General features: G+C 68.1%; 23 protein-coding genes. 13 read left to right on the top strand and 10 right to left on the bottom strand.

Going from position 1 to position 25,364, the window contains the following annotated elements:
• The first annotated feature begins 178 nt into the window (after positions 1-178).
• Together BT264_RS33715 and BT264_RS33710 are read left to right on the top strand one after the other, a co-directional pair.
• The gene (locus BT264_RS33715; protein WP_072444433.1) at positions 179-1,432 is read left to right on the top strand and encodes a lipoprotein-releasing ABC transporter permease subunit; all 1,254 of its coding nucleotides are present in this window, start codon (positions 179-181) and stop codon (positions 1,430-1,432) included.
• Between the two features lie 690 nt (positions 1,433-2,122).
• A complete protein-coding gene (locus BT264_RS33710) occupies positions 2,123-4,081 on the top strand; it encodes a Xaa-Pro dipeptidyl-peptidase (RefSeq protein WP_072444435.1) in 1,959 nt (652 codons plus the stop codon).
• A gap of 100 nt (positions 4,082-4,181) precedes the next feature.
• On the opposite strand, the gene BT264_RS33705 is transcribed toward BT264_RS33710, so the two are convergent.
• On the bottom strand, positions 4,182-5,111 hold the full coding sequence (locus BT264_RS33705) for a 2-hydroxyacid dehydrogenase (protein ID WP_072444437.1): 930 nt from the start codon (positions 5,109-5,111) through the stop codon (positions 4,182-4,184).
• A gap of 167 nt (positions 5,112-5,278) precedes the next feature.
• On the opposite strand from BT264_RS33705, the gene BT264_RS33700 reads away from it, so the two are divergent.
• From BT264_RS33700 to BT264_RS33680, 5 genes are all read left to right on the top strand, one after another.
• Positions 5,279-6,202 carry a glycine betaine ABC transporter substrate-binding protein OsmF gene (locus tag BT264_RS33700; RefSeq protein WP_072444439.1) on the top strand — a complete coding sequence of 308 codons (924 nt, stop codon included), beginning with the start codon at positions 5,279-5,281 and terminating at the stop codon, positions 6,200-6,202.
• A complete protein-coding gene (locus tag BT264_RS33695; RefSeq protein ID WP_072444441.1) occupies positions 6,199-7,377 on the top strand; it encodes an ABC transporter permease in 1,179 nt (392 codons plus the stop codon). Before BT264_RS33700 ends, BT264_RS33695 begins: the two co-directional genes overlap by 4 nt.
• On the top strand, positions 7,374-8,312 hold the full coding sequence (locus tag BT264_RS33690; protein WP_072444443.1) for an ABC transporter ATP-binding protein: 939 nt from the start codon (positions 7,374-7,376) through the stop codon (positions 8,310-8,312). Before BT264_RS33695 ends, BT264_RS33690 begins: the two co-directional genes overlap by 4 nt.
• A complete protein-coding gene (locus BT264_RS33685; protein WP_072444445.1) occupies positions 8,309-9,085 on the top strand; it encodes an ABC transporter permease in 777 nt (258 codons plus the stop codon). The genes BT264_RS33690 and BT264_RS33685 overlap by 4 nt, the downstream gene beginning before the upstream one ends.
• A 220-nt stretch (positions 9,086-9,305) precedes the next feature.
• The gene (locus BT264_RS33680) at positions 9,306-9,971 is read left to right on the top strand and encodes a lytic transglycosylase domain-containing protein (RefSeq protein WP_072444447.1); all 666 of its coding nucleotides are present in this window, start codon (positions 9,306-9,308) and stop codon (positions 9,969-9,971) included.
• Positions 9,972-10,035: 64 nt separating this feature from the next.
• On the opposite strand, the gene BT264_RS33675 is transcribed toward BT264_RS33680, so the two are convergent.
• Positions 10,036-10,677 (bottom strand): TetR/AcrR family transcriptional regulator, encoded by a 642-nt coding sequence (locus tag BT264_RS33675; protein WP_072444449.1) that lies wholly within the window; start codon positions 10,675-10,677, stop codon positions 10,036-10,038.
• A 71-nt stretch (positions 10,678-10,748) separates the two neighbouring features.
• Here BT264_RS33675 and BT264_RS33670 point away from each other — a divergent pair, with 71 nt between their 5' ends.
• Positions 10,749-11,330 carry a hydrolase gene (locus tag BT264_RS33670; RefSeq protein WP_072444451.1) on the top strand — a complete coding sequence of 194 codons (582 nt, stop codon included), beginning with the start codon at positions 10,749-10,751 and terminating at the stop codon, positions 11,328-11,330.
• A gap of 9 nt (positions 11,331-11,339) precedes the next feature.
• Complete coding sequence (locus BT264_RS33665) at positions 11,340-12,455, top strand: FUSC family protein (RefSeq protein WP_072467061.1); 1,116 nt, start codon at positions 11,340-11,342, stop codon at positions 12,453-12,455.
• Here BT264_RS33665 and BT264_RS33660 read toward each other — a convergent pair.
• Positions 12,418-13,293 carry a LysR family transcriptional regulator gene (locus BT264_RS33660; RefSeq protein ID WP_072444527.1) on the bottom strand — a complete coding sequence of 292 codons (876 nt, stop codon included), beginning with the start codon at positions 13,291-13,293 and terminating at the stop codon, positions 12,418-12,420. The two genes, BT264_RS33665 and BT264_RS33660, sit on opposite strands and share 38 nt — an antisense overlap.
• Before the next feature lie 169 nt (positions 13,294-13,462).
• Here BT264_RS33660 and BT264_RS33655 point away from each other — a divergent pair, with 169 nt between their 5' ends.
• Entirely contained in the window at positions 13,463-14,536 is a 1,074-nt protein-coding gene (locus BT264_RS33655) for an alkene reductase (RefSeq protein ID WP_072444455.1), read from the top strand.
• Between the two features lie 141 nt (positions 14,537-14,677).
• Here BT264_RS33655 and BT264_RS33650 read toward each other — a convergent pair whose 3' ends face one another.
• The 7 genes from BT264_RS33650 to BT264_RS33620 form a co-directional block, all read right to left on the bottom strand.
• Positions 14,678-15,004 (bottom strand): helix-turn-helix domain-containing protein, encoded by a 327-nt coding sequence (locus BT264_RS33650; RefSeq protein WP_072444457.1) that lies wholly within the window; start codon positions 15,002-15,004, stop codon positions 14,678-14,680.
• Positions 15,005-15,119: 115 nt separating this feature from the next.
• Entirely contained in the window at positions 15,120-15,560 is a 441-nt protein-coding gene (locus BT264_RS33645; RefSeq protein ID WP_034180809.1) for a dihydroneopterin aldolase, read from the bottom strand.
• The gene (locus BT264_RS33640) at positions 15,557-16,189 is read right to left on the bottom strand and encodes a sarcosine oxidase subunit gamma (protein WP_072444459.1); all 633 of its coding nucleotides are present in this window, start codon (positions 16,187-16,189) and stop codon (positions 15,557-15,559) included. The genes BT264_RS33645 and BT264_RS33640 overlap by 4 nt, the downstream gene beginning before the upstream one ends.
• The gene (locus BT264_RS33635; protein WP_072444461.1) at positions 16,179-19,190 is read right to left on the bottom strand and encodes a sarcosine oxidase subunit alpha family protein; all 3,012 of its coding nucleotides are present in this window, start codon (positions 19,188-19,190) and stop codon (positions 16,179-16,181) included. Before BT264_RS33635 ends, BT264_RS33640 begins: the two co-directional genes overlap by 11 nt.
• Positions 19,187-19,486 (bottom strand): sarcosine oxidase subunit delta, encoded by a 300-nt coding sequence (locus BT264_RS33630; RefSeq protein ID WP_065501223.1) that lies wholly within the window; start codon positions 19,484-19,486, stop codon positions 19,187-19,189. Before BT264_RS33630 ends, BT264_RS33635 begins: the two co-directional genes overlap by 4 nt.
• A 22-nt stretch (positions 19,487-19,508) precedes the next feature.
• Positions 19,509-20,753 (bottom strand): sarcosine oxidase subunit beta family protein, encoded by a 1,245-nt coding sequence (locus tag BT264_RS33625; protein WP_006480591.1) that lies wholly within the window; start codon positions 20,751-20,753, stop codon positions 19,509-19,511.
• A 16-nt stretch (positions 20,754-20,769) separates the two neighbouring features.
• On the bottom strand, positions 20,770-22,155 hold the full coding sequence (locus BT264_RS33620) for an L-serine ammonia-lyase (protein ID WP_034180814.1): 1,386 nt from the start codon (positions 22,153-22,155) through the stop codon (positions 20,770-20,772).
• Between the two features lie 286 nt (positions 22,156-22,441).
• Between BT264_RS33620 and BT264_RS33615 the strand changes: the two genes are divergently transcribed.
• From BT264_RS33615 to ltnD, 3 genes are all read left to right on the top strand, one after another.
• Positions 22,442-23,509, top strand: coding sequence for a GlxA family transcriptional regulator (locus BT264_RS33615; protein WP_072444463.1), 1,068 nt, complete (start codon positions 22,442-22,444; stop codon positions 23,507-23,509).
• Between the two features lie 188 nt (positions 23,510-23,697).
• A complete protein-coding gene (locus BT264_RS33610; protein WP_072444465.1) occupies positions 23,698-24,402 on the top strand; it encodes a FadR/GntR family transcriptional regulator in 705 nt (234 codons plus the stop codon).
• A gap of 61 nt (positions 24,403-24,463) precedes the next feature.
• Complete coding sequence (ltnD, locus tag BT264_RS33605) at positions 24,464-25,354, top strand: L-threonate dehydrogenase (protein ID WP_072444467.1); 891 nt, start codon at positions 24,464-24,466, stop codon at positions 25,352-25,354.
• Positions 25,355-25,364 lie beyond the last annotated feature (10 nt).

Raw genomic sequence — 25,364 nt, 5'->3', positions numbered from 1 at the left:
GACATTATGGGTCAGAGCCGAAACGATGGAAATATCGGCGTGTCGGCGCGCAACGCAGGCGAATGACCAGCCGGTCGGCTAGCCGTTCCGCCCGCCCCCCGATCTCTGCACGCACTCGCGCCGCGTTCGCTAGAATGCGCGGCTCGACGTGGTTCGTATCGAATTGAAAGGAAATCGCTTGAAACTCCCGTTCGAATGGCAGATCGGGCTGCGCTACGCGCGCGGCGGCCGGCGCTCGGCCGGCGACGGCTTCGTGTCGTTCATTGCCGGCGCCGCGATGGCCGGCATCGCGCTCGGCGTCGCCGCGCTGATCGTCGTGCTGTCGGTGATGAACGGTTTTCGCACCGAGGTGCGCGACCGGATGCTGTCGGTGCTCGCGCATGTGGAAATCTTCTCGCCGTCCGGCGCGCTGCCCGACTGGCGGCTCACCGCGCACGAATCGCTGCGGAACCCGGCCGTGCGCGCCGTCGCGCCCTATGTCGACGCGCGGGCGCTGCTGACGAACGCGGGCAGCGTGACGGGCGTCGCGCTGCGCGGCATCGATCCCGTGCTCGAGCCGCGCGTGTCCGAGATCGCGCGCAAGCTGAAGACCGGGCGCCTCGACGCGCTCGTGCCGGGCGAGATGGGCATCGTGCTCGGCGCCGCGCTGGCTGACGCGCTGCACGTGAAGATCGGCGATCGCATCACGTTCTTCGCGCCCGGCAACAGCGCGCGCATCGACGATGCGCTGCCGCGGTTCCGGCAGTTCAACGTGGTCGGCACGTTCGAGTCGGGCCACTATCAATACGACAGCGCGCTTGCGTACATCCACATCAGCGATGCGCGGAAGCTGTTCAACGTGCCCGCGCCGACCGGCATCCGGTTGCGTCTCGACGATCTGCAGCGCGCGCCGGACATCGCGCTGGCGCTGTCGCGCACGCTGTCGGGCGATCTTTATATCCGCGACTGGACGCGACAGAACCGTACGTGGTTCGAAGCCGAGCGGCTGCAGAAACGCATGCTGTCGCTGATCCTGATGCTGATCGTCGCGGTCGCCGCGTTCAATCTCGTGTCGTCGCTGGTGATGACCGTCACGCAGAAGCAGGGCGACATCGCGATCCTGCGCACGCTCGGCGCGCCGCCCGGGTCGATCACGAAGATCTTCGCGATCCAGGGGATGACGATCGGCCTCGCCGGCATGCTGGCGGGCGTCGCGCTCGGCTGCGCGATCGCGGTCAGCATCCCGTGGGTGCTGCCGGCGATCGAGCAGTTGCTCGGCATCCGCTTCCTGACACCGTCCGTGTATTTCCTCAGTTCGCTGCCGTCGAAGCTCGCGGCGATCGACGTGATCGAGATCGCCGCGGCCGCGTTCCTGATGTCGTGCGTCGCGACGCTGTACCCGAGCTGGCGTGCTGCGCGAGTGCGGCCGGCCGAAGCGCTGCGCGACGAATAGGCGCGGCGTCCGGCGCGGGCGTTACGCGATGTCGTGGAAACCGACGCTGTTGCCGTCGTCCGGCGTGACCGAAATCGTCATGGCCCTCTCCCTCCTTTCAGACTGTTTTTGATGGTTTGCGGATGGATGCCAGCGAAGTTGACACCGATTCCGCAAGGATTGGTGGCCGCGTGCCGTGCGCACACATCGAAACTTTGTTTGACACAAACTAAAAAAGTTTGACACGTAGATTTCACTGAGATAAGTTTGCGCAAGCTTCCGGAAAGAAATCCGGCCAGCCATGCCGACACGCGTCGCGCTTTCCTGCCGTTGCAGCACTGTCGTTCGCAACACCCCCGCCTCATCGCATCGTGCCGTTCCGTTTCATCTGAAACCTGAAGGAAGGTCGGGCATGCCCGCATTTGATTCGCACTCCTGTATTCGCATCACGCTGCCGATATCGCTTCGGCCGCGCGGCCCGAACCGGCCGCCGCGCTGACGCTTTCCGGTCGGGGGATGCAGCCGCCCCGACGCTCGCCGGGTGGCGCGCCGCGCAACGTGCGCCGACACCGGCCGTGGCACCCGGGCGTCTCGCCCGGCGCTTTCGAAGTCGCAGTTCAGCTTCATCCGATGCAGCACCCGGCCAGGCCGCAGGGGGCATATCGCGGGCCGGCCGGTTCCGGACAATCACAAACAAGAATGAGGTCGACAATGAACTTTCATCGAACCGGATTGCGGCGCGCATGGCTTCCCGCGCTCGTTGCGGCCACGACGCTCGCCGCGTGCGGCGGCGACGACGGCGGCAGCGTGGTGGGGGCATCTGCGCTCGCGCAAGGCCAACAGGAGGGGGCCGCCGCATCGGCGGCCGATACGCAGTCGCTGGCGTCACGCATGTCGCCGTCCGGCGTCCCGTACGCCAATCCGGCCAGCGGCGGACGCTACCGGCCCGTGATCGCGAACGGCCAGGTGCAGCCGTCGCTGTCGGGCGGCACGATCGAGGAGAACGCGTGGGTCGACACGCCGGTCGACTCCGACGGCGACGGCACGCGCGACCGCATCCACGTGCGCATCGTGCGCCCGGCCGAAACCGCGAACGGCGCACGCACGCCCGTCATCGTGCTCGCGAGCCCGTACTACGCGGGGCTCGCCGACAGCCCGAACCACGACGTCGACGTCGAGCTCGACGGCACGCCGCATCCGGCAGCAAGCGCATCCGCGTCGGCATCGACGTCCGCGCGCATCATGGCCGCCGCACCGCAGACGCGAATGCTGCAGCAGCTCGAAGCGGCCGCCGCCGGGCGCTCGTGGATCGAAGGCTACTTCGTGCCGCGCGGCTTCACGATCGTCTATGCGGATTCGCTCGGCACCGCCGGCTCGGACGGCTGCCCGACGATCCTGACGCGCGACGAATCGGTCGCGATGGCGTCGGTGATCCGCTGGCTCGGCCGCGATGCAACCGCGAAGGACGCGAGCGGCAAGACGGTCGTCGCGAACTGGTCGACGGGCCACGTCGGCATGTACGGCGTGTCGTACGACGGCACGCTGCCGAAGATGGTCGCAAGCCTGCGCACGCGCGGGCTCGATGCGATCGTGCCGGTCGCCGGGTTGTCGAACATGTACGGCTATTACCGCTCGGGCGGGCTCGTGCGCGCGCCGGAAGGCTATCAGGGCGAGGACGTCGACGTGTACATCAAGGCGCTGCTGACGAACGCGCATCCGGAGCGCTGCACGCACCTGATCGACGAAGCGTTGCAGAAGGAAAACCGCACGACCGGCGACTATTCGCCGTTCTGGGCCGCGCGCGACATCCCGACCGCGTTCGCGGCCGCGCCGGCGCTCGTCGCGCAGGGGCTGACCGACGACAACGTGCGTGTCGACCAGTCGACGTCGTGGTATCTCGCGATGCGGCGCCAGGGCGTGCCGACGCAGCTGTGGCTGCACCGCCTGAAGCACACCGATCCGACGCGCGTGCCGGCGATGGCCGATGCGTGGACCGCGGAGGTGAACCGGTGGTTTACGCGCTACCTGATCGGTTATGACAACGGTGTCGAACACGATCCGCGCGCGGTGATCGAGCAGGCGGACGGCAAGCTGCTGAAGGAGGCCGACTGGGCCGCGCGCCATGCGACGCAGGTTTCGTATTTCGCGGGCGGCGACGGCGCGAGTACCGGCACGCTGCTGCGGATGCCGACCGGCGGCCCGCTCGCACGCTTCACCGACGATGCGCGCATTACGGCGCTCACGCTGGCGAATGCGCCGACCGGCGAAAACCGCAGCCGCTTCGAGACCGCGCCGTTCACGGCCGCCACGCGCCTGTCCGGCACCGCGACGGCCCGTGTCAAGCTGACCTTCACGGGGGTGGCCAACGTGACGGCGCTGCTGGTCGACCGCGCACCGGACGGCACGGCCACGATCGTCACGCGCGCCTGGACCGACCCGCGCAACCGGCTGTCCGACTGGCTGTCGGAACCCGTGCTGCCCGGGATGCCGTACGACCTGAAGCTGACGTTCATGCCGCGCGACTACAAGCTCGAAGCCGGCCACCGGCTGGGGCTCGTCGTGCTGTCCAGCGACAACGAGGCGACGCTGCGGCCGACGCCCGGCACCGGCCTGACGCTCGATCCGGCCGGCACGTCGGTGACGGTGCCGCTGGTTTCGGCTTCGTCGTGAGCGGGCGCGCATGACGCAAAGCGGACGGCGGCCGACGTCTCCTCGACGTCGGTCGCCGTCCGCGCTGTTCTATCTCCGAAAAACCTGATTCAACCGTGACTCAAACGGGCGTCAGCACCGGCTGCCCCGCGAAATGCCGCGCGGCGTTGTCGAGAAACTGCTGCACCGAACGGTCGAGCGCCTCGGGCGACCAACCGCCCATGTGCGGCGTCAGCACGACGCTGTCGAGATCCGTCAGCGCGCGCGGCGGCTCCGGTTCCCCTTCATACACGTCGAGCCCCGCACCCGCGATGCGCCCTTCGCGCAGCGCGTCCGCCAAAGCAGCGGTATCGACAACGCTGCCACGCGATACGTTGACGAGAAAGCCGCCGGGGCCGAGCGCGTCGAGCACCGCGCGGTCGATCATGTGCCGCGTGCCCGCGCCGCCCGGCGTCGCGACGATCAGGAAATCGGCCCACTGCGCGAGCGCGTCGAGCCGGTCGAAATAGCGGTAAGGAACAGGCTTCGCCGACCGGTTGTGATAACCGATCTCGATGTCGAAGCCGGCCGCGCGGCGCGCGCACTTCTCGCCGATCTTGCCGAGCCCGACGATGCCGAGCTTCTTGCCCGACACGTTCGGCGGCATCGGCAGCCCCTCGCGCCATACGCCGGCGCGGGTTTTCGCATCGAGCCGCACGACACCGCGCACCGCCGCGAGCAGCAGCGCGAACGCGTGATCGGCGACGCAATCGTCGTTGGTACCGGCGCCCGTCACGACCGTGATGCCGCGCGCCTTCGCATGCGCGACGTCGATATGCTCGTAGCCGGCGCCAAGGGCGCTGACGAACGTGAGTTGCGGAAGACGATCGATGTCGGCAGCGGTGAGGCCCGTGCTGCCGTTGGTCAGCACCGCGCGAATCGTGCCGCCGTGTTCGGCGATCGCGCGTTCGCGTTCTTCGGCGGTCGGGGCGTAGCGCACGTCGAACGACGCGGCGATCTCGCGATGCGCGTCGCCGCGCAATGCGATGAGGACCAGCAGCTCGGGTTTCATGTCAGCAAGTGTCCGCAGGCGGGAACGGATTTCAGTGTAGCAAGCCCGCATGACGGATGCGGGTTATCCCCACACGGGCTGTGGGCACGCCGCCGCACGCGGTTTGCCAAAGCCGGCTCAGTCAAGTAACTTTCGGCGTACGCCCCCCGTCCTGGAGATTGGCCCCGATGAAACTCGCCCTGCCCGCCCGGATCCTGGGCCTCGCGTTCGCCGCCGCCCTCGTTGCGCCCGGCGCGCACGCCGACACGCCCGTCGTGGTGTCGTCGAAGATCGACACCGAAGGCAACCTGCTCGGCAACCTCATCGCGCAGGTGCTGAAGGCCCACGGCATTCCCGTCACCGAAAAGATCGCGCTCGGCACGACGCCGATCGTGCGCAAGGCGCTCACGAGCGGCGAGATCGACATCTACCCCGAATACACCGGCAATGCCGCGTTCTTCTTCAACAAGGCCGACGATCCGGTGTGGAAGAACGCGAGCCAGGGCTACGACACCGCGAAGAAGCTCGACTACGCGGCGAACCATCTCGTGTGGCTCGCACCTGCGCCCGCGAACAACACGTGGGGCGTCGCCGTGCTCGCGCCTGTCGCTCAGTCGCAGCATCTGAAGACCTTCTCCGATTTCGGCAAGTGGATCGCGGGCGGCGGCAAGCTGAAGCTCGCGGCGTCGGCCGAATTCGTGAACAGCGCGTCCGCACTGCCGTCGTTCGAGAAGGCGTACGGCTTCAAGCTGAAGCCCGAGCAGCTCGTCGTGCTGTCCGGCGGCGACACGGCCGCGACGATCAAGGCCGCCGCGAACCAGACCGACGGCGTGAACGCCGCAATGGTCTACGGCACCGACGGCGGCATCGCATCGAGCGGCCTCGCGGTGCTCGACGACGACAAGCACGTGCAGCCGGTCTATGCACCGACGCCCGTGATCCGCGAAGCCGCGCTGAAAGCGCATCCGCAGATCGCCGACTACCTGCAGCCCGTGTTTGCAAGCCTCGACCTGAAGACGCTGCAGGCGCTGAACGCGCGCATCCAGATCAACGGCGAGCCGGCGGCAGGTGTCGCGAAAAGCTACCTGAAATCGAAGGGCTTCGTTAAATGACGGGTCGCGCGGCGGCGTCCGCGCGGCGCGTGATACCCGACAAGGTCGGCATCCTGATCGGTGTCCTGACGATCGTCGCCGTGCTCGGCATGCCGTTCGCGGTGCTGCGGCCGAACCGGATCGCGGCCGGCACGGGGCTGTCGGTGTTTGCCGCGCTGCCCGCCGTGCAGGGCGCTGCGCTCGCCGCGCTGTGGATCGCCGGCGCGCTGTGGGCGATGACGGCGAGCCGCCCCGCGTGGCGGCTCGCGGCCGGCTGCACGTGGCTCGCAACGCTCGCGTATGCGGTCGGTGCGGCCGCGACGCACGTCGTCGCGCCCGACGACATGCTCGCGCGCGTGTCGCCCGCCGCCGGTGCCTGGCTGCTGCTGTTCGCGTGGGCCGTGCTCGTCGCCGACGCGCTCGCGCGGCTCGCGTTCGGCCCGTGGCGGCGCCTCGTCGCGCTCGTCGTCGCGATTGCGGCGATCTCGGTGCCGCTCGCGAGCGGCTGGTGGGACGGCCTCTCCGTGATGCGCGAATACGCGGTGCGCAGCGACGATTTCTGGCGCGAAGCGACCCGGCACGTGTCGCTCGCGGGCGGCTCGGTCGCAGCCGCGCTCGTCGCCGGTGTGCCGCTTGGCATCGCGTGCGCGCGCATCGCGGCGGTGCGCACCGTCGCGATGCCCGTGCTCAATATCGTGCAGACGATCCCGAGCATCGCGATGTACGGGCTGATGATGGCGCCGCTCGGCCTGCTCGCCGCGCACGTGCCGCTCGCGGCCGCGCTCGGCATCCGCGGGATCGGCGTCGCGCCGGCCGTGCTCGCGCTGTTCCTGTATTCGCTGCTGCCGATCGCATCGAGCGTCGTGGTCGGGCTCGAGCAAGTGCCGCCGCACGTGACCGAAGCAGCGCGCGCGATGGGCATGACGCGCGCGCAGCGGCTGCTGCGCGTCGATCTCGTGCTCGCGCTGCCGGTGATCCTGAGCGGCGTGCGCATCGTGCTCGTGCAGAACATCGGCCTGACCGCGGTCGCCGCGCTGATCGGCGGCGGCGGGTTCGGCACGTTCATCTTCCAGGGGATCGGGCAATCGGCCGCCGATCTCGTGCTGCTCGGCGCGATCCCGACGATCGCGCTCGCACTGGCGGCCGCCGTCGTGTTCGAAGCCGCGACGTCGCTCGCGAAGGGGCGTGCAGGATGATCGAGATCGAACGTGTCGGCAAACGCTTCGGCGACGTCGCCGCCGTCGACGATGTATCGCTGACGATGAAACGCGGCACGATCACCGCGCTCGTCGGCGCATCGGGCAGCGGCAAGTCGACGCTGTTGCGCATGATCAACCGGCTGATCGCGCCCACCAGCGGCACGATCCGCATCGACGGCGTCGATACGGCCACCGTCGCGCCCGAGCAGCTTCGGCGCGGCATCGGCTATGCGATCCAGGGGCACGGGCTGTTTCCGCACTGGAGCGTCGCGCGCAATATCGCGACCGTGCCGCGCCTGCTCGGCTGGCCGCCGGCGCGCATCGAAGCGCGCGTGAACGAGTTGCTCGACCTGTTCCATCTCGCGCCGGCCGAGTTCGCCGACAAGCTGCCGCACGAATTGTCGGGCGGCCAGCAGCAGCGCGTCGGCGTCGCGCGCGCGCTCGCGGCCGAGCCCGGGATGCTGCTGATGGACGAACCGTTCGGCGCGCTCGATCCGATCATTCGCGGCAAGGCGCAGGACGACCTGTTCGCGCTGCAGCGCCGCCTCGGCGTGACGGTCGTGATCGTCACGCACGATATCGAGGAAGCGTTGAAGCTCGGCGACACGATCGCGGTGATGGACGGCGGACGGCTGCTGCAGGTCGCGCCGCCCGCCGAGATTCTCGGCAAGCCGGCAGCCGGCGTCGTCGAGCAGCTCGTCGCGGGCGTCGACCGGCCGCTGCGCCTGCTCGCGCTGACGCCGATCGACGCGGTGGCCGAACCCGGTCATGCCGACGGCGAACCGATCGCCGCGACACGCACGCTGCGCGATGCGGTGTCCGAGCTGCTGTGGCGCGGTGCGGACGCGCTGCCGGTAGACGACGGCGGCGGCCGCGACGCGCGCCGCATCACGCTCGACGCGATCCGCGAGCACGCGAGGAAGCCCGCATGACGACGCACGGCGTGCGGCCAACGCGTTCGGCGCTGCGCCGGCGGCTGCCCGCGTATGCGGCCCGAGCAGCCGCACTCGCGCTGCTGCTCGTGCTGCTGTTGCGCCCTGCATGGCTGCAGGGGCTGTTCGCGCCGTTCGCGGATAACGGCGCGCCGGTCATCTACGATCGCGCGAGCCTGCTCGACCTCACGCTCGCGCATCTCGGCACGGTCGCGCTGTCGAGCGCGATCGGCACGATTGTCGCGGTCGCGGCCGGCATCTTCGTCACGCGGCCGGCCGGCGCGGATTTCCTGCCGGTCGCGCGCAGCGTCGTCGATATCGGCCAGACCTTCCCGCCGGTCGCGGTGCTCGCACTTGCGGTGCCGGCCGTCGGTTTCGGATTGAAACCCGTGCTGATCGCGCTCGTGCTGTACGGGCTCCTGCCTATTTTCGAAAGCACGATCGCGGGGCTCGAAGACGTGCCGCGCGATGTCGTCGACGCCGCACGCGGGATGGGGATGAGCGGCTGGCAGCAACTGGTGTCGGTCGAGCTGCCGCTCGCGTTTCCGGTAATCGTCAACGGCGTCCGGCTCGCGGTCGTGATCAATCTCGGCACCGCGACGATCGGCTCGACGGTCGCTGCACGCGGACTCGGCGACGTGATCATCGCGGGCCTGCAGACGTCGAACACCGCGTTCGTGCTGCAGGGCGGCGTGATCGTCGGGCTGCTCGCGGTGCTCGTCAGCGATGCGATCGGCGCGATTGCGCGGATGGCGGCCGCGCGACGCGCATAGGCGGTTCGCGTCGCTTCCCCGTGCACGGGGAAATGAGGATACGATCCCGGAACCGGCGGCGACGTTCATCCGGACTCCGATGCGTGTCCGCGCAACGATCGGCCCATCGATCGTCGCGAACCGATACAAGCCTACACGGCGCTTTCATTCGAGCCGGCGCTCGACCACCGGCGGCGATTGGCCGATATACTATGCGCCTCCCAATTCCCCGCACTCCACCATGCGACGGTTTTTCTGTCTGATCGTGCTTTCGCTCGGCATTGCGCAACAGGCGTCGGCGCAGCAAGCGCCCGCGCTTCCTGCGTCCTCGCCCGAAGCGGCCGCGTCGGCACCGTCCGTCGCATCCGCGCCGCTCGCCAGCGCCAACGATCAGCCGAACGAAGCAAACCGCCGCATCACGTCCTACCTGACGAAAAAATTCGGCGTCGCGAAGGAACGAGCCGCAAAGCTCGCCGATATCGTGAGCGTTACTGCGACGAAATATTCGCTGCCGCCGGCACTCGTTTACGCCATCATTTCGATCGAATCGCGCTTCCAGGAAAAGGCGCGCGGCCAGCATGGCGCGACGGGGCTGATGCAGGTCGTGCCGGCCGCGCACCGCGGCCTGCTGCGCAACGTGAAGGATCTGACCGAGCCGAACGCGAACGTCGAGGTCGGGTCCGCGATCCTGTCGGGCTACGTGAGAGCGGCCGGCGGCAACGTGCAGGCCGGGCTGAAGAACTATGGCGGTTCGAACGCGTACGCGGCGAAGGTGATGCAGCGGGTCGATTCGTTCCGCTTCGTGCTCGAACCGCGCGACGACGCGGAAGCCGGGATGATGCCCGTCAACGCGCCAGCTGCTCCCGCTTCGGCCGTCCGCACCTCATCATCGCTCGCGCCGCGATGAGCGTCGCCCGGGCCCGGGTGACGGGCCGCGCACGCGCTGCCGCGCCGGCCCGTTCGGCGCGACATCACGCGCCCGTTTCCACCGTCTCCTCCAGATAGCGCAGCATTACGCCCTCGAGCGCCCGAAGCGCAGCAGCCGGGTCCGCGATCGTCGCGTCGCGACTCAGCGCCACGGCCGCCTTCATCAGGTGTTGCACGATCGCCGCTCGCACCGCAAGCTCGCCGGCCGGCATGCCTGGCGCGAGCGCCTCCAGCACCGTCCCGATCGCGCCGCGCAAGCGCGTGCGCACATCAAGCGCGCCCGGCAACGCGAAATCGTACGCATCGACCAGCACGACGAACGCCGGATGCGCGACCCGGAACGTCACGAACGCCGTCGTCAGACGCGCCGCGAGCAGCACTAGATCGCCGGACGACGCCAGTGTGCGCAACTGATCGAGCTCGTCGCCAAGCGACGCCAGATAGTGCTCGAGCAGCCCCGCGGCCACCTGTTCCTTGGTCGGAAAGAACTGGTACAGCGAACCGATCGACGAATCGGCGCGCGCCGCAATCGCCGTCATCGTCGTCGCTTCGTACCCCTTTTCCGCGAATTCCACGCCCGCGGCGTCCAGCAGCGCGGCGACGCGCGCTCGGCCGCGCGCCCGGCTGGGTGCCTTCGCGGACGGCACGGCGTCGCCCGCCGAACGGCTTGACTTTTGTGAGTCCATCCTCATATATTTGAATGTGAGACGACCCTCACAATACAGGTTCGTCCTGTCCCAATCAATCGAGAGCCATCATGCTGGACACACTGGATCCCCGTACCACCGCCCTTGTTCTCGTCGACCTGCAGCAAGGCATCCTCGGCTTCGCGAAAGCGCCGCGTACCGGCGACGCCGTGCTGGCCGCCGCCGCACCGCTTGCGAAGCGCTTTCGTGAAGCCGGCGCGCCGGTCGTGCTGGTGCGCGTCGGCTGGAGCGCGGATTTCGGCGACGCGCTGAAGCAGCCCGTCGACCAGCCAGCAACGCCGCCCGCGGCAGGCCTGCCGCCGGACTGGTGGACCTTTCCGGACGTGCTCGACGCCGCGCCATCCGACCTCCTGATCACCAAGCGGCAATGGGGCGCATTCCACGGCACCGAACTGGATCTCCAGTTGCGCCGGCGCGGTATCCGGACGATCGTGCTCGGCGGCATCTCGACGAATATCGGCGTCGAATCGACTGCCCGCGCGGCCTACGAGCACGGCTATTCGATCGTGTTCGTCGAGGATGCGATGAGTTGCGCGGCCGCCGACCAGCACGACGCGTCGCTGCGTTTCATCTTCCCGAGACTCGGCCTCGTGCGCTCCTCCGCCGACGTGCTCGCCGCTCTCGCGGGCTGAAGGCGGACGATGGCACGCCGCGGCATGGCCGGCCTGCACGCAGCACGACGCGCGGCGAGATCGGCCGCCGCGTCCGTCGCCGGCGCGCTCGATCTCCGGGCGCTAACCCGCGCGTCGCTCGTACTGCTTCCGCTCGTCTCGCTCGCATTGGCGACCGGCCGCGCGGAATGGTTGATTGCGTCGATCGTCACGATCGCGCTGCTGGTCGGCGTCGAGCGCGTCGCGCTCGCGCCGTTGGGCGCCGCCGCGCATGGCCTGCTTGTCTGCGCGGGATTCGTCGTGCTGATGGCGGCACTGGCGTGGCCACCCGCCTTCGTCGCGGCAACCGCCGCGCTCGGCGCCGCGTCGATTGCCATCACCGCGTGGGGCCGCCTGCTGCGCTCGCTCGGCAGCTATACGTTCATTCCCGTGCTGTATCTCGCCTGCGAAAGCGCGGAAGGCGTCGCGCACGGCGCGCTCGTACCGCGCGCGCTCGCGGTCCTGCCGTTCCTGCTGGCGGGCACGCTGCCGGTCATCGCACTAGCGCTCGCCGATCTCGCACGCGGCTCCGGCGACAGCCACCGCTCGCGCTGCCTGGCCTGGGCCCGGCGCACCGATTACGGCGATCGCGCGTGGTCGGTCGAAGTGATGCTGACCGTCGCGATCGCGGTGGGCGGCGCGGCCGCGCTGGTCGAATGGCGGCACATCGAGCACGGGCAATGGATGATCTGGTCCGCGGCAAGCGTCGTAACGGGTAGCACGGCAAGCGCGCGCGCCAAGTTTGCCGACCGCGTGCTGGGTGTACTGGCCGGCGTGCCGGTCGGCATCTTCATCGGGCTGCAGGTACCGGACGATCCCGCCACGCGCGCCTGGGTCGTGTTTGCAACCCTGCTCACGCTCGTCGGCATCCGCCCCTACCGGCTCGCGTTCGCGACGCGCTGCGCATGCGCGGCGACGGCACTGGTCGTCGCCGGGCACGCGTGGACCTATGCCGGCGAACGCCTCGTCAACGTCGCGCTGGGCAGCGCCATCGGGCTCGCGTGCGCGCTCGCCGCACCGGTGATTGCGCGCCGCCTGCCGGATCGTCGGCCCGCCGCTGCCCCCGCTGTCACGCCTGCGCAAAATGCGCGCGCAGAAACTCGATGAAAATCTGCGTCTTCGCGGGCAGCAAGCGCGTTTCCGTCATCGCATAGACCGGCACCGGCGCGCCCTCCCATCCGGGCAGCACGCGACGCAACCTTCCGGCGGCCACGTCGTCGGCCACGACCTCCTCCGGCATCTGGATGATCCCCGCATCATGCACGGCCAGCTGCCGGTTCATGCCGACGCTGTTCACGACGAACCGCCCACCCACCGGCACCTCGATCTCCCGCGCGCCGTCATGCAACGTCCACGCATCGACGCGCTGCACGCTCAGGCACTGATGCCGCATCAGGTCGTCCGGCTCGCGCGGCTCGCCCGAGCGCTCCAGATAGCGCGGCGACGCATACAGGTGATTGCGGAACGTGGCGAGCCGCCGCGCGACGAGCTGCGAATCCGCCGATTCGCCGATACGGATCGCGACGTCGAACGGCTCGCTCACCAGATCGACGCGCCGTGACGTCAGCTCGAAATCGAACGTCAGCTTCGGATGACGGTTCGCGAATTCGACGATCAGCGGCGTCAGGTAGATCACCGCGAAATCGACCGGAAACGACGCGCGCAGCACGCCCGATGGTTCGGCCAGCAGTTCGCCGAGCTGTTCGTGCGCGAGCCGCGCCTCGTCGACGATGCGCTTGCAGCGCTCGAAATACAGTTGCCCGGCCTCCGTCAGCTCGATTCGGCGCGTCGTGCGATGCAGCAGCCGCAAGCCGATCGCCTTTTCCAGCGCGCCGATCCGCCGCGACAGCGTCGAGTTCGGCATCCCCAGCGCGTCGGCCGCGCTGCGAAAGCCCTTCGCCTTCACGACCTCCACGAACAGCGCCATGTCGTTCAGCAGTTCCACGCCCACTGCTCCATCAATGGATCAATGTTATCCAAACTACCATATTTATCTGGAAAAAGAAGCAATGGATGATGCACACGTGGAGGCGAGGCCGGCGCAACGTGCGCGGCCGCCGCCCGATGCGGGATCACCCCGATCCCACATCCCGAACTTCGAGGAGTCACGCATCATGGACGCACTGTTCACCCCGGCCCGTGTCGGCCGCTACACGCTGCAGAACCGCCTGGTCATGGCACCGATGACGCGCAGCCGCGCCGCGTTCGACGGCACGCCCGGCGAGTGGGCCGCCGAGTACTACGCACAACGCGCGGGCCTCGGCCTGATCGTCAGCGAAGGTACGCAGCCGTCGGACGACGGCCAGGGCTACCTGACGACGCCCGGCATCTACACCGATGCGCATGTCGCCGGCTGGAAGGCGATCAGCGACCGCGTGCACGCGCGCGGCGGCCGCCTGTTCATCCAGTTGATGCACGTGGGGCGCATGTCGCACCCCGACAATACGCCGCATCATCGCCAGGGCGTCGCGCCGTCGGCAATCGCGCCGGGCGTGCCGATGTTCACGATGAAGGGGATGCAGGAGATTCCCGCGCCGCGCGCGCTGACGACGGACGAGGTGCGCGACACCGTGAACGACTTCCGCTTCGCCGCGCGCCGCGCGATCGAAGCCGGCGCCGATGGCGTCGAGATTCATGGCGCGAACGGGTATCTGGTCCAGCAGTTCTTCGCGCCGAACGCCAACACGCGCAGCGACGCCTACGGCGGTTCGATCGCGAATCGCGCGCGCTTCGCGATCGAGGTCGCCGAGGCGATCGCCGACGAGATCGGCGCGGACCGCACGGCAATCCGCCTGTCGCCCGGCACCACGTTGTGGGGGATCGACGAAGGCGCGGAAGGGCCGAACCTGTACCGCCACCTGGCGACGCAGCTCGACCCGCTCGGCCTTGCGTACCTGCACGTGATGCACCAGGGCGACGAGCCGCTGCTCACGGACCTGCGCGAGCGCTGGAGCGGCACGCTGATCGTGAACCGGCCGGGCCGCGCGCGCGACGCGATCGGCACGGATGTCGCGGCGGGCCTCGCCGATCTCGAAGCGTACGGCCAGATGGTGCTCGCGAATCCGGATTTCGTGACGCGGCTGAAGACGGGCGCGCCGATGAACGATGCGCAGCGCGACACGTTCTTCGGCGGCGATGCGCGCGGGTATGTCGACTATCCGGCATTGAGCGGCGCGGCGGCGGCGTAAAGGTCGCGCGCGAATGTCGGAGCAGATCGGCGCGAACCTTCCATGCCGGGTCGTCCGAAAAACCGTAATCATCGTGACGGGCATCGTCGGTCAAATTTGTCCGACCGGCGAGCCATTGGCCGAAATGCAGGCAATGTGCCATCAGACCCCCTCCGGCGAAGCCGGCGGCACAGCCTGGACTGCCATGTGTTCATGCAATGCCTTGCGGGCCACGGGCACTTCGCGTTTCGGCACGACGAGCAGATTGAGACCGAAACCGTCCAGTACCTTGAACAATTTTTCGAGGCTCACTGCCCGGCCATTTTCCAGCCGCGACAGCACGTCCTTGGAGACCCCGAGCAAATCGGCCGCGTCGTCGATCCGCATCCGCTGCTGCGCTCGCCGGTTGCGAATGAGCGCCCCCATCGCTGCCAGATCCTGAGCCAGTGGGTCGGGAGTCGCGATTGGCTTCGGTAAGGTTCGGGCCATAATTCCGGGTTTTCAGGAACAAAGAAAGTTGCCTGCTCAGCGGAGCTATTGTTCGCATATTTCAGGAATTATTCAAGACGACAAACTATGCCGTCCGTCTCCCTGGATCCTTCACTCAAATCTGCCCCGCCGCCCCCGTCCACCGCAAATAATCCCCGCGCGTCCAGTCGAGCGACACGCCGACGCGTTTCGTACCCGGCCGGATCTTCGGCTTGTACACCGACAGCGTCAGCGACTCCAGCGCCGGCCATTCGCGGAACGACAGCACCGCGATATCGGCGACGAGCGTCTCCAGCAGCCGCGTATGCGGCTTGTGCGACAGAAACGACGCGACGCGCGCGCAATAGCCGTCGTAATCGATCCACTCGCCCTGCTCGCTCGGCTCGCAGCGATACCCGAGCCGCGCATCGATCACGATCGGCTGCGGCGCTTCATGCTCGTGAGCATGAATGCCGATCCGCGCGGGCACCTTCAGTTCGTCGACGAACACGCTCCAGCCGCGCCCGCGCAGGCGCGGCGCGTCGATCGCCACGAACGGTTCGTCGAACGGCTTCATGACGCGAGCGGCGCGGCCGCGTCGAGCATGATGCGCACGAAGTAGTCGGCGAAGCTGCGGCGCAGCACGATCTCGAACGTATCGTCGCCGGTCGGGATCAGCACGATCGACGCTTTGAAGTAATGCGACTGCGCGCACTGGCCCGGCTTGAACGCACGCGGATGGAGATCGAGCGGGCAGCCGCGCGCGAGCACGTCGCGCACGCGTTCGCCGCTGATCTCGACCACCGTGTAGCCGCTGCCGACATCGACGGCCGCCGAATACGTGCCCTGCACGGCCTCCGCGAGCTTGGCCTCCAGCACGCCGGCCGGCACGGGCCCGTTCGAGCGCACGAGCCACTCGTCGGGGCCGAGCCACAGCACGTCGTACTCGGCGCCGCGCACGATCGTGTTCGGCTGCGCGGGCGGCCGGCAGCCGACCACGCGCTCGAACGCGCTCACGAACGCCGGATCGCTCAACTCGCCGCGCACGTTGACGAGGTCGAGGAAGGGCCGCTCGCGCAGCGTGAACTTCTTCGATGCGCGCGCCTGGTGCGTCTTCAGCACGTCGGCCGCGCCGACGAACGGCGATTCAAGCGTCACGCCGCCCGCGCCCGCCACCTGCGTCTGGTTTCTCGTTTCATTCCACATGCTGGCGCACCCCTTCGGTATCGTAGAAAACCGGGCTCGAGATCTTCGCGGTGATGCGCTTGCCGTTGGCCAGCGGAATCACGACGCTCTCGCCCATCTTGTTCAGGCCGCCCTTCACCACCGCAAGCGCGATCGAGCGCTTCAGGATCGGGCTGTAGTAGCTCGACGTCACGTGTCCGATCATCGGCGTCGGATCGACCGCCGACACCTGCGTGTCCTTCTCGATGATCTGCGCGCCTTCCGGCAGCACGAACTGCTCGTCCTCGGTCAGCAGGCCGACGAACTGCTTGCGGCCTTCCTTGCTGGTGTCCGAGCGCGCGAGCGAACGCTTGCCGAGGAAGTCCTTCGACTTCGCGACGACCCCGCCCATCCCGAGGTCGTACGGCGTGATCGAGCCGTCGGTATCCTGGCCGACGATGATGTAGCCCTTCTCCGCGCGCAGCACGTGCATCGTCTCGGTGCCGTACGGCGTGATGTCGAACTCGGCACCGGCCGCCATCAGCGCTTCCCATACCGCACGGCCCGCGTTCGCCGGCACGTTCACTTCATAGGCCAGTTCGCCCGAGAAGCTGATCCGCATCACGCGCGCCTTCGCGCCCGCGACGGTGCCGTTGCGGTAGCTCATGAACGGGAACGCTTCGTTGCCGAAGTCGATGTCCTGGCACACCTTCTGCACGACCTTGCGGCTCTTCGGGCCGACCACCGCGAACGTCGCCCAGTGATCGGTGACGGACGAGAGCCGCACCTTCATGTCGGGCCATTCGGTCTGCAGCCAGCGTTCGAGCCACGTGAGCACGCGCGCCGCGCCGCCCGTCGTGGTCGTCATCATGAAATGCTGGTCGGCGAGGCGCACCGTCACGCCGTCGTCGAACACCATCCCGTTCTCGTCGAGCATCAGCCCGTAGCGGCACTTGCCGACTTCGAGCTTGTTCCATGGGTTCGTATACATCCAGTTCAGCAGCTTCACCGCATCGGGGCCCTGGATGTCGATCTTGCCGAGCGTCGACGCGTCGAGAATGCCGACGCTGTTGCGCACCGCGAGGCATTCGCGCTTCACCGCCGCATGCAGATCTTCGCCGTTCTTCGGGAAATACCACGGCCGCTTCCAGTTGCCGACGTCCTCGAACAGCGCGCCGTGCTCGACGTGCCATTCATGAACGCAGGTCTTGCGGATCGGGTCGAGGAAATCGCCGGTCTCGCGGCCCGCGAACGTGCCGAACGACACGGGCGTGTAGTTCGGGCGGAACGTCGTCGTGCCCGTTTCCGGAATCGTCTTGCCGAGCGCCTGCGCGAGGATCGCCATCCCGTTGATGTTGCCGAGCTTGCCCTGGTCGGTGCCGAAGCCCATCGCCGTGTAGCGCTTCACGTGCTCGACCGATTCGAAGCCTTCGCGCGCGGCGAGCAGGATGTCGGCGGCCGACACGTCGTTCTGGAAGTCGACGAACTGCTTCGGCCCGCGCGCCGCGGCCTCGCGGCTGCCGACGAGCCACAGCGGCTGCAGTGCGCCTTCGACGGTTTCGGCAACCTGCGGTGCGGCAGGGCGCTGCGCGGCCGTGAAGCCCGCTGCCTTCGCCGCTTCCGCGCCCACATCGACCGCGAGCCGCAGCGCGCGCGCCAGGCCGAATTCGCCCGCCGCCGCACCGATGCTGGCCTCTGCCTGCACCGGCTTGCCCGGCAGGAAGCACGCCTTCTCGTCGTTCCAGCAGGCCTTGCCGCCCGATTGCGCGAACAGGTGCAGCACGGGGCTGAAGCCGCCCGACATCGCGACGAGGTCGCACGGCAGCGTCTGCAGCTTGCCGCCCACCTGGCCGTTCGTGCTGGACGCGACGTCGACCGACGATACGCGCCACTTGCCCGATGCCGCGGTCACGACCGCGCCGCTCATCACCGTCACGCCCTGCCGCTTCGCAGCGGCCGGCAGCGCGCCGTTCGACGACGCACGCGAATCGACGACCGTCACCTTCGCGCCGCACGCCTTCAGGTCGAGCGCGGTCTGGTACGCGCGGTCGTTGTTCGTGAACACGACCACGTTGCGGCCCGGCAGCACGCCGAAGCGATGCACGTAGGTGGACACGGCCGACGCGAGCATCACGCCCGGCAGGTCGTTGTTGCCGAACACGATCGGACGCTCGTGCGCACCGGTCGCGAGGATCACGCGCTTCGCGCGGACCTTCCACAGCAGCTCGCGCGTGCCCTTGCGCATCGACACCGGCAGGTGATCGGTCAGGCGCTGCGTGACCGTCACGAGGTTATGGTCCTGATAGCCGAACGCGGTGCTGCGCGACAGGATCGTCACGTCGGGCAGCTTGCGCAGTTCGGCCTCGATCTTCTCGACCCACTGCAGCGCGGGCTTCGCGTCGATCTCGGCGCGGCACGACAGCAGGCTGCCGCCGAGCTCGCGCTGGTCGTCGACGAGGATCACGCGCGCGCCGGCCACGGCCGCCGCATGCGCGGCCGCGAGGCCCGACGGGCCGCCGCCGACGACGAGCACGTCGCAGTGCGCGTAGCACTTGTCGTAGCGATCGGCGTCGAGCGCCTCGGGCGCCTTGCCGAGGCCGGCTGCCTCGCGGATCTTCTCTTCGTACTTCGGCCACATCTTGCGCGGCCACATGAAGGTCTTGTAGTAGAAGCCGGCCGGCAGGAAGCGCGAGAACTTCTGGTTGATCGCGTACTTGTCGTTCTCGAGCGTCGGCTCGGCGTTCACGCTCGTCGCGACGAGCCCCTGGTACAGCTCGATTTCGGTCGCGCGCGCGTTCGGCACCGTGTACGGGCCCGATTCGAGCTGCACGACGGCATTCGGTTCCGCGACGTCTGCCGTCACGATCCCGCGCGGACGGTGGTACTTGAAGCTGCGGGCGACGAAGTGCACGCCGTTCGCGAGCAGCGCGGACGCGAGCGTGTCGCCCTGGAAGCCCTGGTACGTACGGCCGTTGAACGTGAACGTCAACGGAATCGCGCGATTGATGCGGCCACCGGTGCCGAGACGGTCTTTCTGGCTCATTTGCTCGTGCCCTCTTCGTGTGCGTTGCCGGCGGCTGCGCCACCGAACGTTTCGTAACCCTTGATATCGTAGGTCACCGTGTCGCGCGTGGCCTTGAACCAGCGGCGGCAGCCCTGCGTGTGCAGCCATTGCTCCTTGTGCAGCCCGCGCTTGTTCTCGCGCATGAACACGTACTCGCCCCATTCGCGGTCGGTCATATTCTCGTTATTGACGGGGCGCACGATGTCGGCTTCGCCGCCGCACGAGAATTCGGATTCGGCGCGCGGCCCGCACCACGGACATTCGATCAGCAACATGTTTCTTTCTCCAATGGTGGGTTTAGTGCGCAACGGCTGCAGCGCCGTGCTCGTCGATCAGGTGGCCCGTGTAGAAGCGGTCGAGTGCGAACGGCGCGTTCAGCGGATGCGGTTCGTCGCGCGCGATCGTGTGCGCGAACACCCAGCCCGAGCCGGGCGTCGCCTTGAAGCCGCCGGTGCCCCAGCCGCAGTTGAAATAAAGGCCCTTCACGTCGGTCTTGGTGATGATCGGGCATGCGTCCGGCGACACGTCGACGATGCCGCCCCACTGGCGGTTCATCCGCACGCGCGAGAACACCGGGAACATCTCGACGATCGCCTGCAGCGTGCTTTCGATGATGTGGAAGCTGCCGCGCTGGCCGAAGCCCGTGTACTGGTCGATGCCCGCGCCGATCACGAGGTCGCCCTTGTCGGACTGGCTGATGTACGCGTGCACCGCGTTCGACATGATCACCGAGTTGACGACCGGCTTGATCGGCTCGGACACCAGCGCCTGCAGCGGGTGGCTTTCGATCGGCAGGCGCACGCCGGCCATGTCGGCGAGCGTCGTCGTGTTGCCGGCTGCCACCACCGCAACCTTCTTCGCCTTGATGAAGCCCTTCACCGTATCGACGCCGACCACCGCGCCGCCTTCGCGGCGAATGCCCGTCACCTGGCAGTTCTGGATGATGTCGACGCCGGCGCGGTCCGCGCCGCGCGCGAAGCCCCAGGCCACCGCGTCGTGGCGTGCAACGCCCGCACGGCGCTGGATCGATGCGCCGAGCACCGGGTAACGGCTGTTCAGGTTGATCGTCGGCTCGATTTCCTTGATCTGCGCGGGCGTCAGGAACTCGGCATCGACGCCGTTCAGCCGGTTCGCGTTGACGCGGCGCTCGGTGTCGCGCACGTCCTGCAGCGTGTGCGCGAGGTTCATCACGCCGCGCTGGCTGAACATCACGTTGTAGTTCAGGTCCTGCGACAACCCTTCCCACAGCTTCATCGCCTTCTCGTACAGAGCGGCCGATTCGTCCCACAGATAGTTCGAGCGCACGATCGTCGTGTTGCGCGCGGTGTTGCCGCCGCCGATCCAGCCCTTCTCGAGGATCGCGACGTTCGTGATCCCGTGTTCCTTCGCGAGGTAGTACGCGGTCGCGAGGCCGTGGCCGCCGCCGCCGACGATCACGACGTCGTATTCCTTCTTCGGTTCCGGGCTCTTCCACTGCTTTTCCCAGTTCTCGTGATACGAGAGGCCGTTGCGGAACAGGCTGAATATCGAGTAGCGGCTCATGATGATTAACCCTTCGTTAGCATTCGATGACGTTCACGGCGAGACCGCCGCGCGACGTTTCCTTGTATTTCGTCTTCATGTCGGCACCCGTCTCGCGCATCGTCTTGATCACGGAGTCGAGCGACACGTAGTGCTGGCCGTTGCCCTTGAGCGCCATGCGCGACGCGTTCAGCGCCTTGATCGCGCCCATCGCGTTGCGCTCGATGCACGGGATCTGCACGAGCCCGCCGACCGGATCGCAGGTCATGCCGAGGTTGTGCTCCATGCCGATCTCGGCGGCGTTCTCGACCTGGTCGGGCGTGCCGCCCATCACGGCGGCGAGCGCGGCCGCGGCCATCGAGCACGCGACGCCCACTTCGCCCTGGCAACCGACTTCCGCGCCGGAGATCGACGCGGTTTCCTTGTAGATGATCCCGATCGCCGCGGCCGTCAGCAGGAATTCGACGATGCCGGCTTCGTTCGAGCCCGGCACGAACTTCACGTAGTAGTGCAGCACCGCGGGAATCACGCCGGCCGCACCGTTGGTCGGCGCGGTGACGACGCGCCCGCCCGCCGCGTTTTCCTCGTTGACGGCCATCGCGTACAGGTTGACCCAGTCGAGCATCGACAGCGGGTCGCGCAGCGACTCTTCCGAACGCGCGCGCAGGTTGCCGTTCATCTCGGCCGCGCGGCGCTTCACGCGCATCGGGCCCGGCAGCTCGCCTTCGACCTTGCAGCCGCGCTCGACGCATGCGGCCATCGTGCGCCAGATCGCGAGCAGCCCGGCGCGCACTTCGTCGGCGGGGCGCAGCGCGCTTTCGTTGCGCAGCATCAGCTCGGCGATCGACAGCCCGTGTTCGCGGCACTGGCGCATCAGGTCGTCGCCGGTGCGGAACGGATAGGGCACCTCGACCGCCGCGCGCACGCCGTTCACGCGATCGCCGTCGCGGTTCACGACGAAACCGCCGCCGACCGAGTAATACTCTTTCTCGACCAGCAACTGGCCGTGTTCGTCGAATGCCTGGAAGCGCATCCCGTTCGGGTGCACGATGCTCGTGCCGCTCATCAGCTTGCGAAAGAAGCCGATGTGCTCCTTTTCCTCGAAGCGGACCGTCTGCTTGCCGAGCAGCGACAGCGACTTCTCCGCGCGGATCGCGGCGAGCCGCGGCTCGATCAGGTCGGGATCGATCGTGTCGGGCAGGTGGCCCTCGAGGCCGAGCAGCACGGCCTTGTCGGTGCCGTGGCCCTTGCCGGTCGCGCCCAGCGAGCCGTACAGCTCGACCCGCACGCGGCGCACGAAGCCGAGCAGGTTCGCGTCCTCGACGTGCGACGCGAAGCGGCACGCGGCGATCATCGGGCCGACCGTATGCGAACTGGACGGGCCGATGCCGATCTTGAACAGGTCGAACGCGCTGACGTTCATCTGGCTTCCTCTGGATGACATGCGTGGAATGACGTTGGGCACCAGTACATCAAAGCGTAAAATTGGCCGATAGAACAAAAACGGCATCGGCGTGGGATACCGCCGCCAAGCGCCGCGCCGGCCGGTGCAAAAGTACGGTTTGGCGATGGTTCGCGACGGAAAACCACAAGTCCGGCCGAAGCCGATCGGCGACGCTGGCTACATCCGCGCCGCCCCGGCAGCCGTACCCGCACAACCTGAGTGAAATGAGTGAGACCGCCTGCCCGGCGTGACGAGATTGGCCGCGATGACACCCGACGTACCCGCTTCCCCCCTTGCAGAACCCGCACCGCGGCGCATCCGCTTCGGCATCGTGCTGCTGCCGAACTTCACGCTGACGGCCTTCTCGGGTTTCGTCGACATGCTGCGGCTGTCGGCCGACGACGGCGACTACAGCAAGCCCGTGCGCTGCGCGTGGAGCGTGATCGGCGAGACCCTCGCGCCGGTGCGCGCGAGCTGCGGGATCCAGATCACGCCGTGGGAGACGTTCGACGCGTCCGAACCGTTCGACTATGTGGTCGTGGTTGGCGGGCTGCTGCATTCGGGGCCGCAGGCGGGCCCCGAAACGCTCGACTTCGTCCGCCGCGCGGCGGCCGGCGGTGCGACGGTCGTCGGGATCTGCACCGGCGTGTTCACGCTGATGCGCGCCGGCGTGCTCGACGGCTACCGCACCTGCGTGAGCTGGTTCCACTACTGGGATTTCATCGAACGCTTCCCGTCCGCCGATCCCGACCTGCTGATCGCCGACCGGCTGTTCGTGATCGACCGGCGCCGGATCACCTGTTCGGGCGGCCGCGCGTCGATCGACGTCGCCGCCGCGATCCTGCTGCGCCATTTCGACCACGCGACCGTGCAGAAGGCGCTGCGTATCCTGCTCGTCGGCGAGATGCAGAAGGGCAACGCGCCGCAACCGCATCCGCCGGGGCTCGAACCCGCGACGCATCCGAAGGTCAAGCGCGCGATTCTCCTGATGGAACAGCATGTCGGGCGCACGCTGCCGCTCGATGAACTGGCGTGCAAGCTCGACCTGTCGACACGGCAGCTCGAACGGCTGTTCAAGGCCGAGACGGGCAAGAGCCCGCAGGTGTTCGCGAAGCAGGTGCGGCTGCGCACCGCCGCGTGGCTGCTGACGAGTTCGGACCGGACGGTCGCCGATATCGCATCGAGCTGCGGGTTCGCCGATGCGTCGCACCTCGGGCGCGAATTCCGCAAGCAGTTCGGCGTGCCGCCGGCCACCTATCGCGAGCGCGGCGGCGAAGCGGCGGAAGCCGGCGCGGCAATGGCGGCCGACCCCGTCGAGGACATCGCCGACTGACGGCCATGGGCACCCGCCCCTTCCCGATCGACCGTAGGACGGCACGTAATCGCACCGGCTTCGACTCTTTTGGAACCGGTTTCAATCGATTTGACCGACGTTGCACGCCGTAGATCGAGGGTTATTCCGGATGCTTCACCTTGCTCAAATTTGTATGATGACCACATCACCTTACAAACCTGAGCGCCATGTTCGAGAAAATTCCCGCCCGCGCGATGAGCGATCACGTCGCGCAGCAACTGCTCAAGCAGATCGAAGTCGGCAGTTTCTCGGCCACCGGCAAGCTGCCGACCGAAGCCGTGCTCGCGCAGGAATTCGGCGTGAGCCGCACCGTGATCCGCGAGGCGATCTCGCGGCTGAAGAACGAGGGCGTGGTCGAGCCGCGCCAGGGCAGCGGCGTGTACGTGAACCAGCACGGCGCGATCCGGCCGCTGCGGATCGACTACGCGGAAGCGGTCGAAGCGAGCTCGCTGCCGCACCTGCTCGCGGTGCGCCGCGCGATCGAGGCTGAAGTCGCGGCCGAAGCCGCGCTGCACCACTCCGCCGACGACATGGCCGACATCGACGACGCGCTGCGCAAGATCGACGCCGCAGTCGCAGAAGGGCGCGACGGCGTCGCGGAAGACGTCGCGTTCCACCGCACGATCGCCGCTGTCACCGGCAACCCGTATTTCCTGAAGACGCTGCAGTTCCTGAACCAGTACCTCGAAGCCGGCGTGAAGGTCACGCGGGGCAACGAAGCGACGCGCGACGATTTCTCGCGCCAGGTGCGCGAGGAACACGCGGCGATCGCCGACGCGATCCGCGCGCGCGACCCGATGGCCGCGCGCAACGCGGCGCGCACGCACATGTACAACGCCGCCCGCCGTCTCGCGGAAGCCGGCATCTGCTGAAGCCGGCGGCGCCTGCCGCCGCCGTTGTCCCGAACCTCTCCCGAATCGATCAAGGTTGACCATGTCACGAAATATTGGAGTCATCGGCCTCGGCGCGATGGGCCTCGGCGTCGCCCGCTCGCTGCTGCGCGCAGGCTTGCGCGTGCACGCGTGCGACGTGCGCGACACCGCGCTGCAGGCGTTCGCTGCCGAAGGCGGCATTGCCTGCGCGACGCCGGCCGAACTCGGCGCGCAGTGCGACGTCGTCGTCACGCTCGTCGTCAATGCCGCGCAGACGGAAACGGTGCTGTTCGGCGAGCATGGCGCGGTCGCGGCGATGAAGCCGGGCGGCGTCGTGATCGCGAGCGCGACCGTCGCGCCCGAATTCGCGGTCGCGCTCGGCGCGCGCATCGAGGCCGCCGGCCTGCAGATGCTCGATGCGCCCGTGTCGGGCGGCGCCGCGCGCGCGGCATCGGGCGAGATGACGATGATGACGTCGGGCCCGGCCGCCGCGTACGCGGGCTGCGAGGACGTGCTCGCCGCGATCGCCGGCAAGGTCTATCGCCTCGGCGACGCGCACGGCATCGGCTCGAAGGTGAAGATCATCAACCAGTTGCTGGCCGGCGTGCACATCGCGGCAGCGGCCGAGGCGATGGCGCTGGGCCTGCGCGAAGGCGTCGATGCCGACGCGCTGTACGACGTGATCACGCACAGCGCCGGCAATTCGTGGATGTTCGAGAACCGCGTGCCGCACATCCTGAACGGCGACTACACGCCGCTGTCGGCCGTCGACATCTTCGTGAAGGATCTCGGCCTCGTGCTCGATACCGCGCGCCGCAGCAAGTTCCCGCTGCCGCTGTCGGCCACCGCGCACCAGATGTTCATGAGCGCGTCGAGCGCCGGCCACGGCGGCGAAGACGATTCCGCCGTGATCAAGACCTTCCCCGGCATCACGCTGCCGCCCGCCCGCTGATTCGAACGAC

It is taken from the genome of Burkholderia sp. NFPP32, from assembly GCF_900119325.1.
Classification (GTDB): domain Bacteria; phylum Pseudomonadota; class Gammaproteobacteria; order Burkholderiales; family Burkholderiaceae; genus Burkholderia; species Burkholderia pyrrocinia_C.
This window is presented reverse-complemented; position numbering and strand designations above follow the sequence as displayed.

What these genes read in the sequence shown, in the direction of transcription:
- BT264_RS33675 (WP_072444449.1), bottom strand. Translation starts at nt 10,677, where the DNA reads ATGGACTCACAAAAGTCAAGCCGTTCGGCGGGCGACGCCGTGCCGTCC.
- BT264_RS33695 (WP_072444441.1), top strand. Translation starts at nt 6,199, where the DNA reads ATGACGGGTCGCGCGGCGGCGTCCGCGCGGCGCGTGATACCCGACAAG.
- BT264_RS33630 (WP_065501223.1), bottom strand. Translation starts at nt 19,486, where the DNA reads ATGTTGCTGATCGAATGTCCGTGGTGCGGGCCGCGCGCCGAATCCGAA.
- BT264_RS33690 (WP_072444443.1), top strand. Translation starts at nt 7,374, where the DNA reads ATGATCGAGATCGAACGTGTCGGCAAACGCTTCGGCGACGTCGCCGCC.
- BT264_RS33710 (WP_072444435.1), top strand. Translation starts at nt 2,123, where the DNA reads ATGAACTTTCATCGAACCGGATTGCGGCGCGCATGGCTTCCCGCGCTC.
- BT264_RS33680 (WP_072444447.1), top strand. Translation starts at nt 9,306, where the DNA reads ATGCGACGGTTTTTCTGTCTGATCGTGCTTTCGCTCGGCATTGCGCAA.
- BT264_RS33640 (WP_072444459.1), bottom strand. Translation starts at nt 16,189, where the DNA reads ATGTGGAATGAAACGAGAAACCAGACGCAGGTGGCGGGCGCGGGCGGC.
- BT264_RS33655 (WP_072444455.1), top strand. Translation starts at nt 13,463, where the DNA reads ATGGACGCACTGTTCACCCCGGCCCGTGTCGGCCGCTACACGCTGCAG.
- BT264_RS33685 (WP_072444445.1), top strand. Translation starts at nt 8,309, where the DNA reads ATGACGACGCACGGCGTGCGGCCAACGCGTTCGGCGCTGCGCCGGCGG.
- BT264_RS33620 (WP_034180814.1), bottom strand. Translation starts at nt 22,155, where the DNA reads ATGAACGTCAGCGCGTTCGACCTGTTCAAGATCGGCATCGGCCCGTCC.
- BT264_RS33615 (WP_072444463.1), top strand. Translation starts at nt 22,442, where the DNA reads ATGACACCCGACGTACCCGCTTCCCCCCTTGCAGAACCCGCACCGCGG.
- BT264_RS33645 (WP_034180809.1), bottom strand. Translation starts at nt 15,560, where the DNA reads ATGAAGCCGTTCGACGAACCGTTCGTGGCGATCGACGCGCCGCGCCTG.
- BT264_RS33635 (WP_072444461.1), bottom strand. Translation starts at nt 19,190, where the DNA reads ATGAGCCAGAAAGACCGTCTCGGCACCGGTGGCCGCATCAATCGCGCG.
- BT264_RS33665 (WP_072467061.1), top strand. Translation starts at nt 11,340, where the DNA reads ATGGCACGCCGCGGCATGGCCGGCCTGCACGCAGCACGACGCGCGGCG.
- BT264_RS33610 (WP_072444465.1), top strand. Translation starts at nt 23,698, where the DNA reads ATGTTCGAGAAAATTCCCGCCCGCGCGATGAGCGATCACGTCGCGCAG.
- BT264_RS33670 (WP_072444451.1), top strand. Translation starts at nt 10,749, where the DNA reads ATGCTGGACACACTGGATCCCCGTACCACCGCCCTTGTTCTCGTCGAC.
- BT264_RS33700 (WP_072444439.1), top strand. Translation starts at nt 5,279, where the DNA reads ATGAAACTCGCCCTGCCCGCCCGGATCCTGGGCCTCGCGTTCGCCGCC.
- ltnD (WP_072444467.1), top strand. Translation starts at nt 24,464, where the DNA reads ATGTCACGAAATATTGGAGTCATCGGCCTCGGCGCGATGGGCCTCGGC.
- BT264_RS33650 (WP_072444457.1), bottom strand. Translation starts at nt 15,004, where the DNA reads ATGGCCCGAACCTTACCGAAGCCAATCGCGACTCCCGACCCACTGGCT.
- BT264_RS33625 (WP_006480591.1), bottom strand. Translation starts at nt 20,753, where the DNA reads ATGAGCCGCTACTCGATATTCAGCCTGTTCCGCAACGGCCTCTCGTAT.
- BT264_RS33705 (WP_072444437.1), bottom strand. Translation starts at nt 5,111, where the DNA reads ATGAAACCCGAGCTGCTGGTCCTCATCGCATTGCGCGGCGACGCGCAT.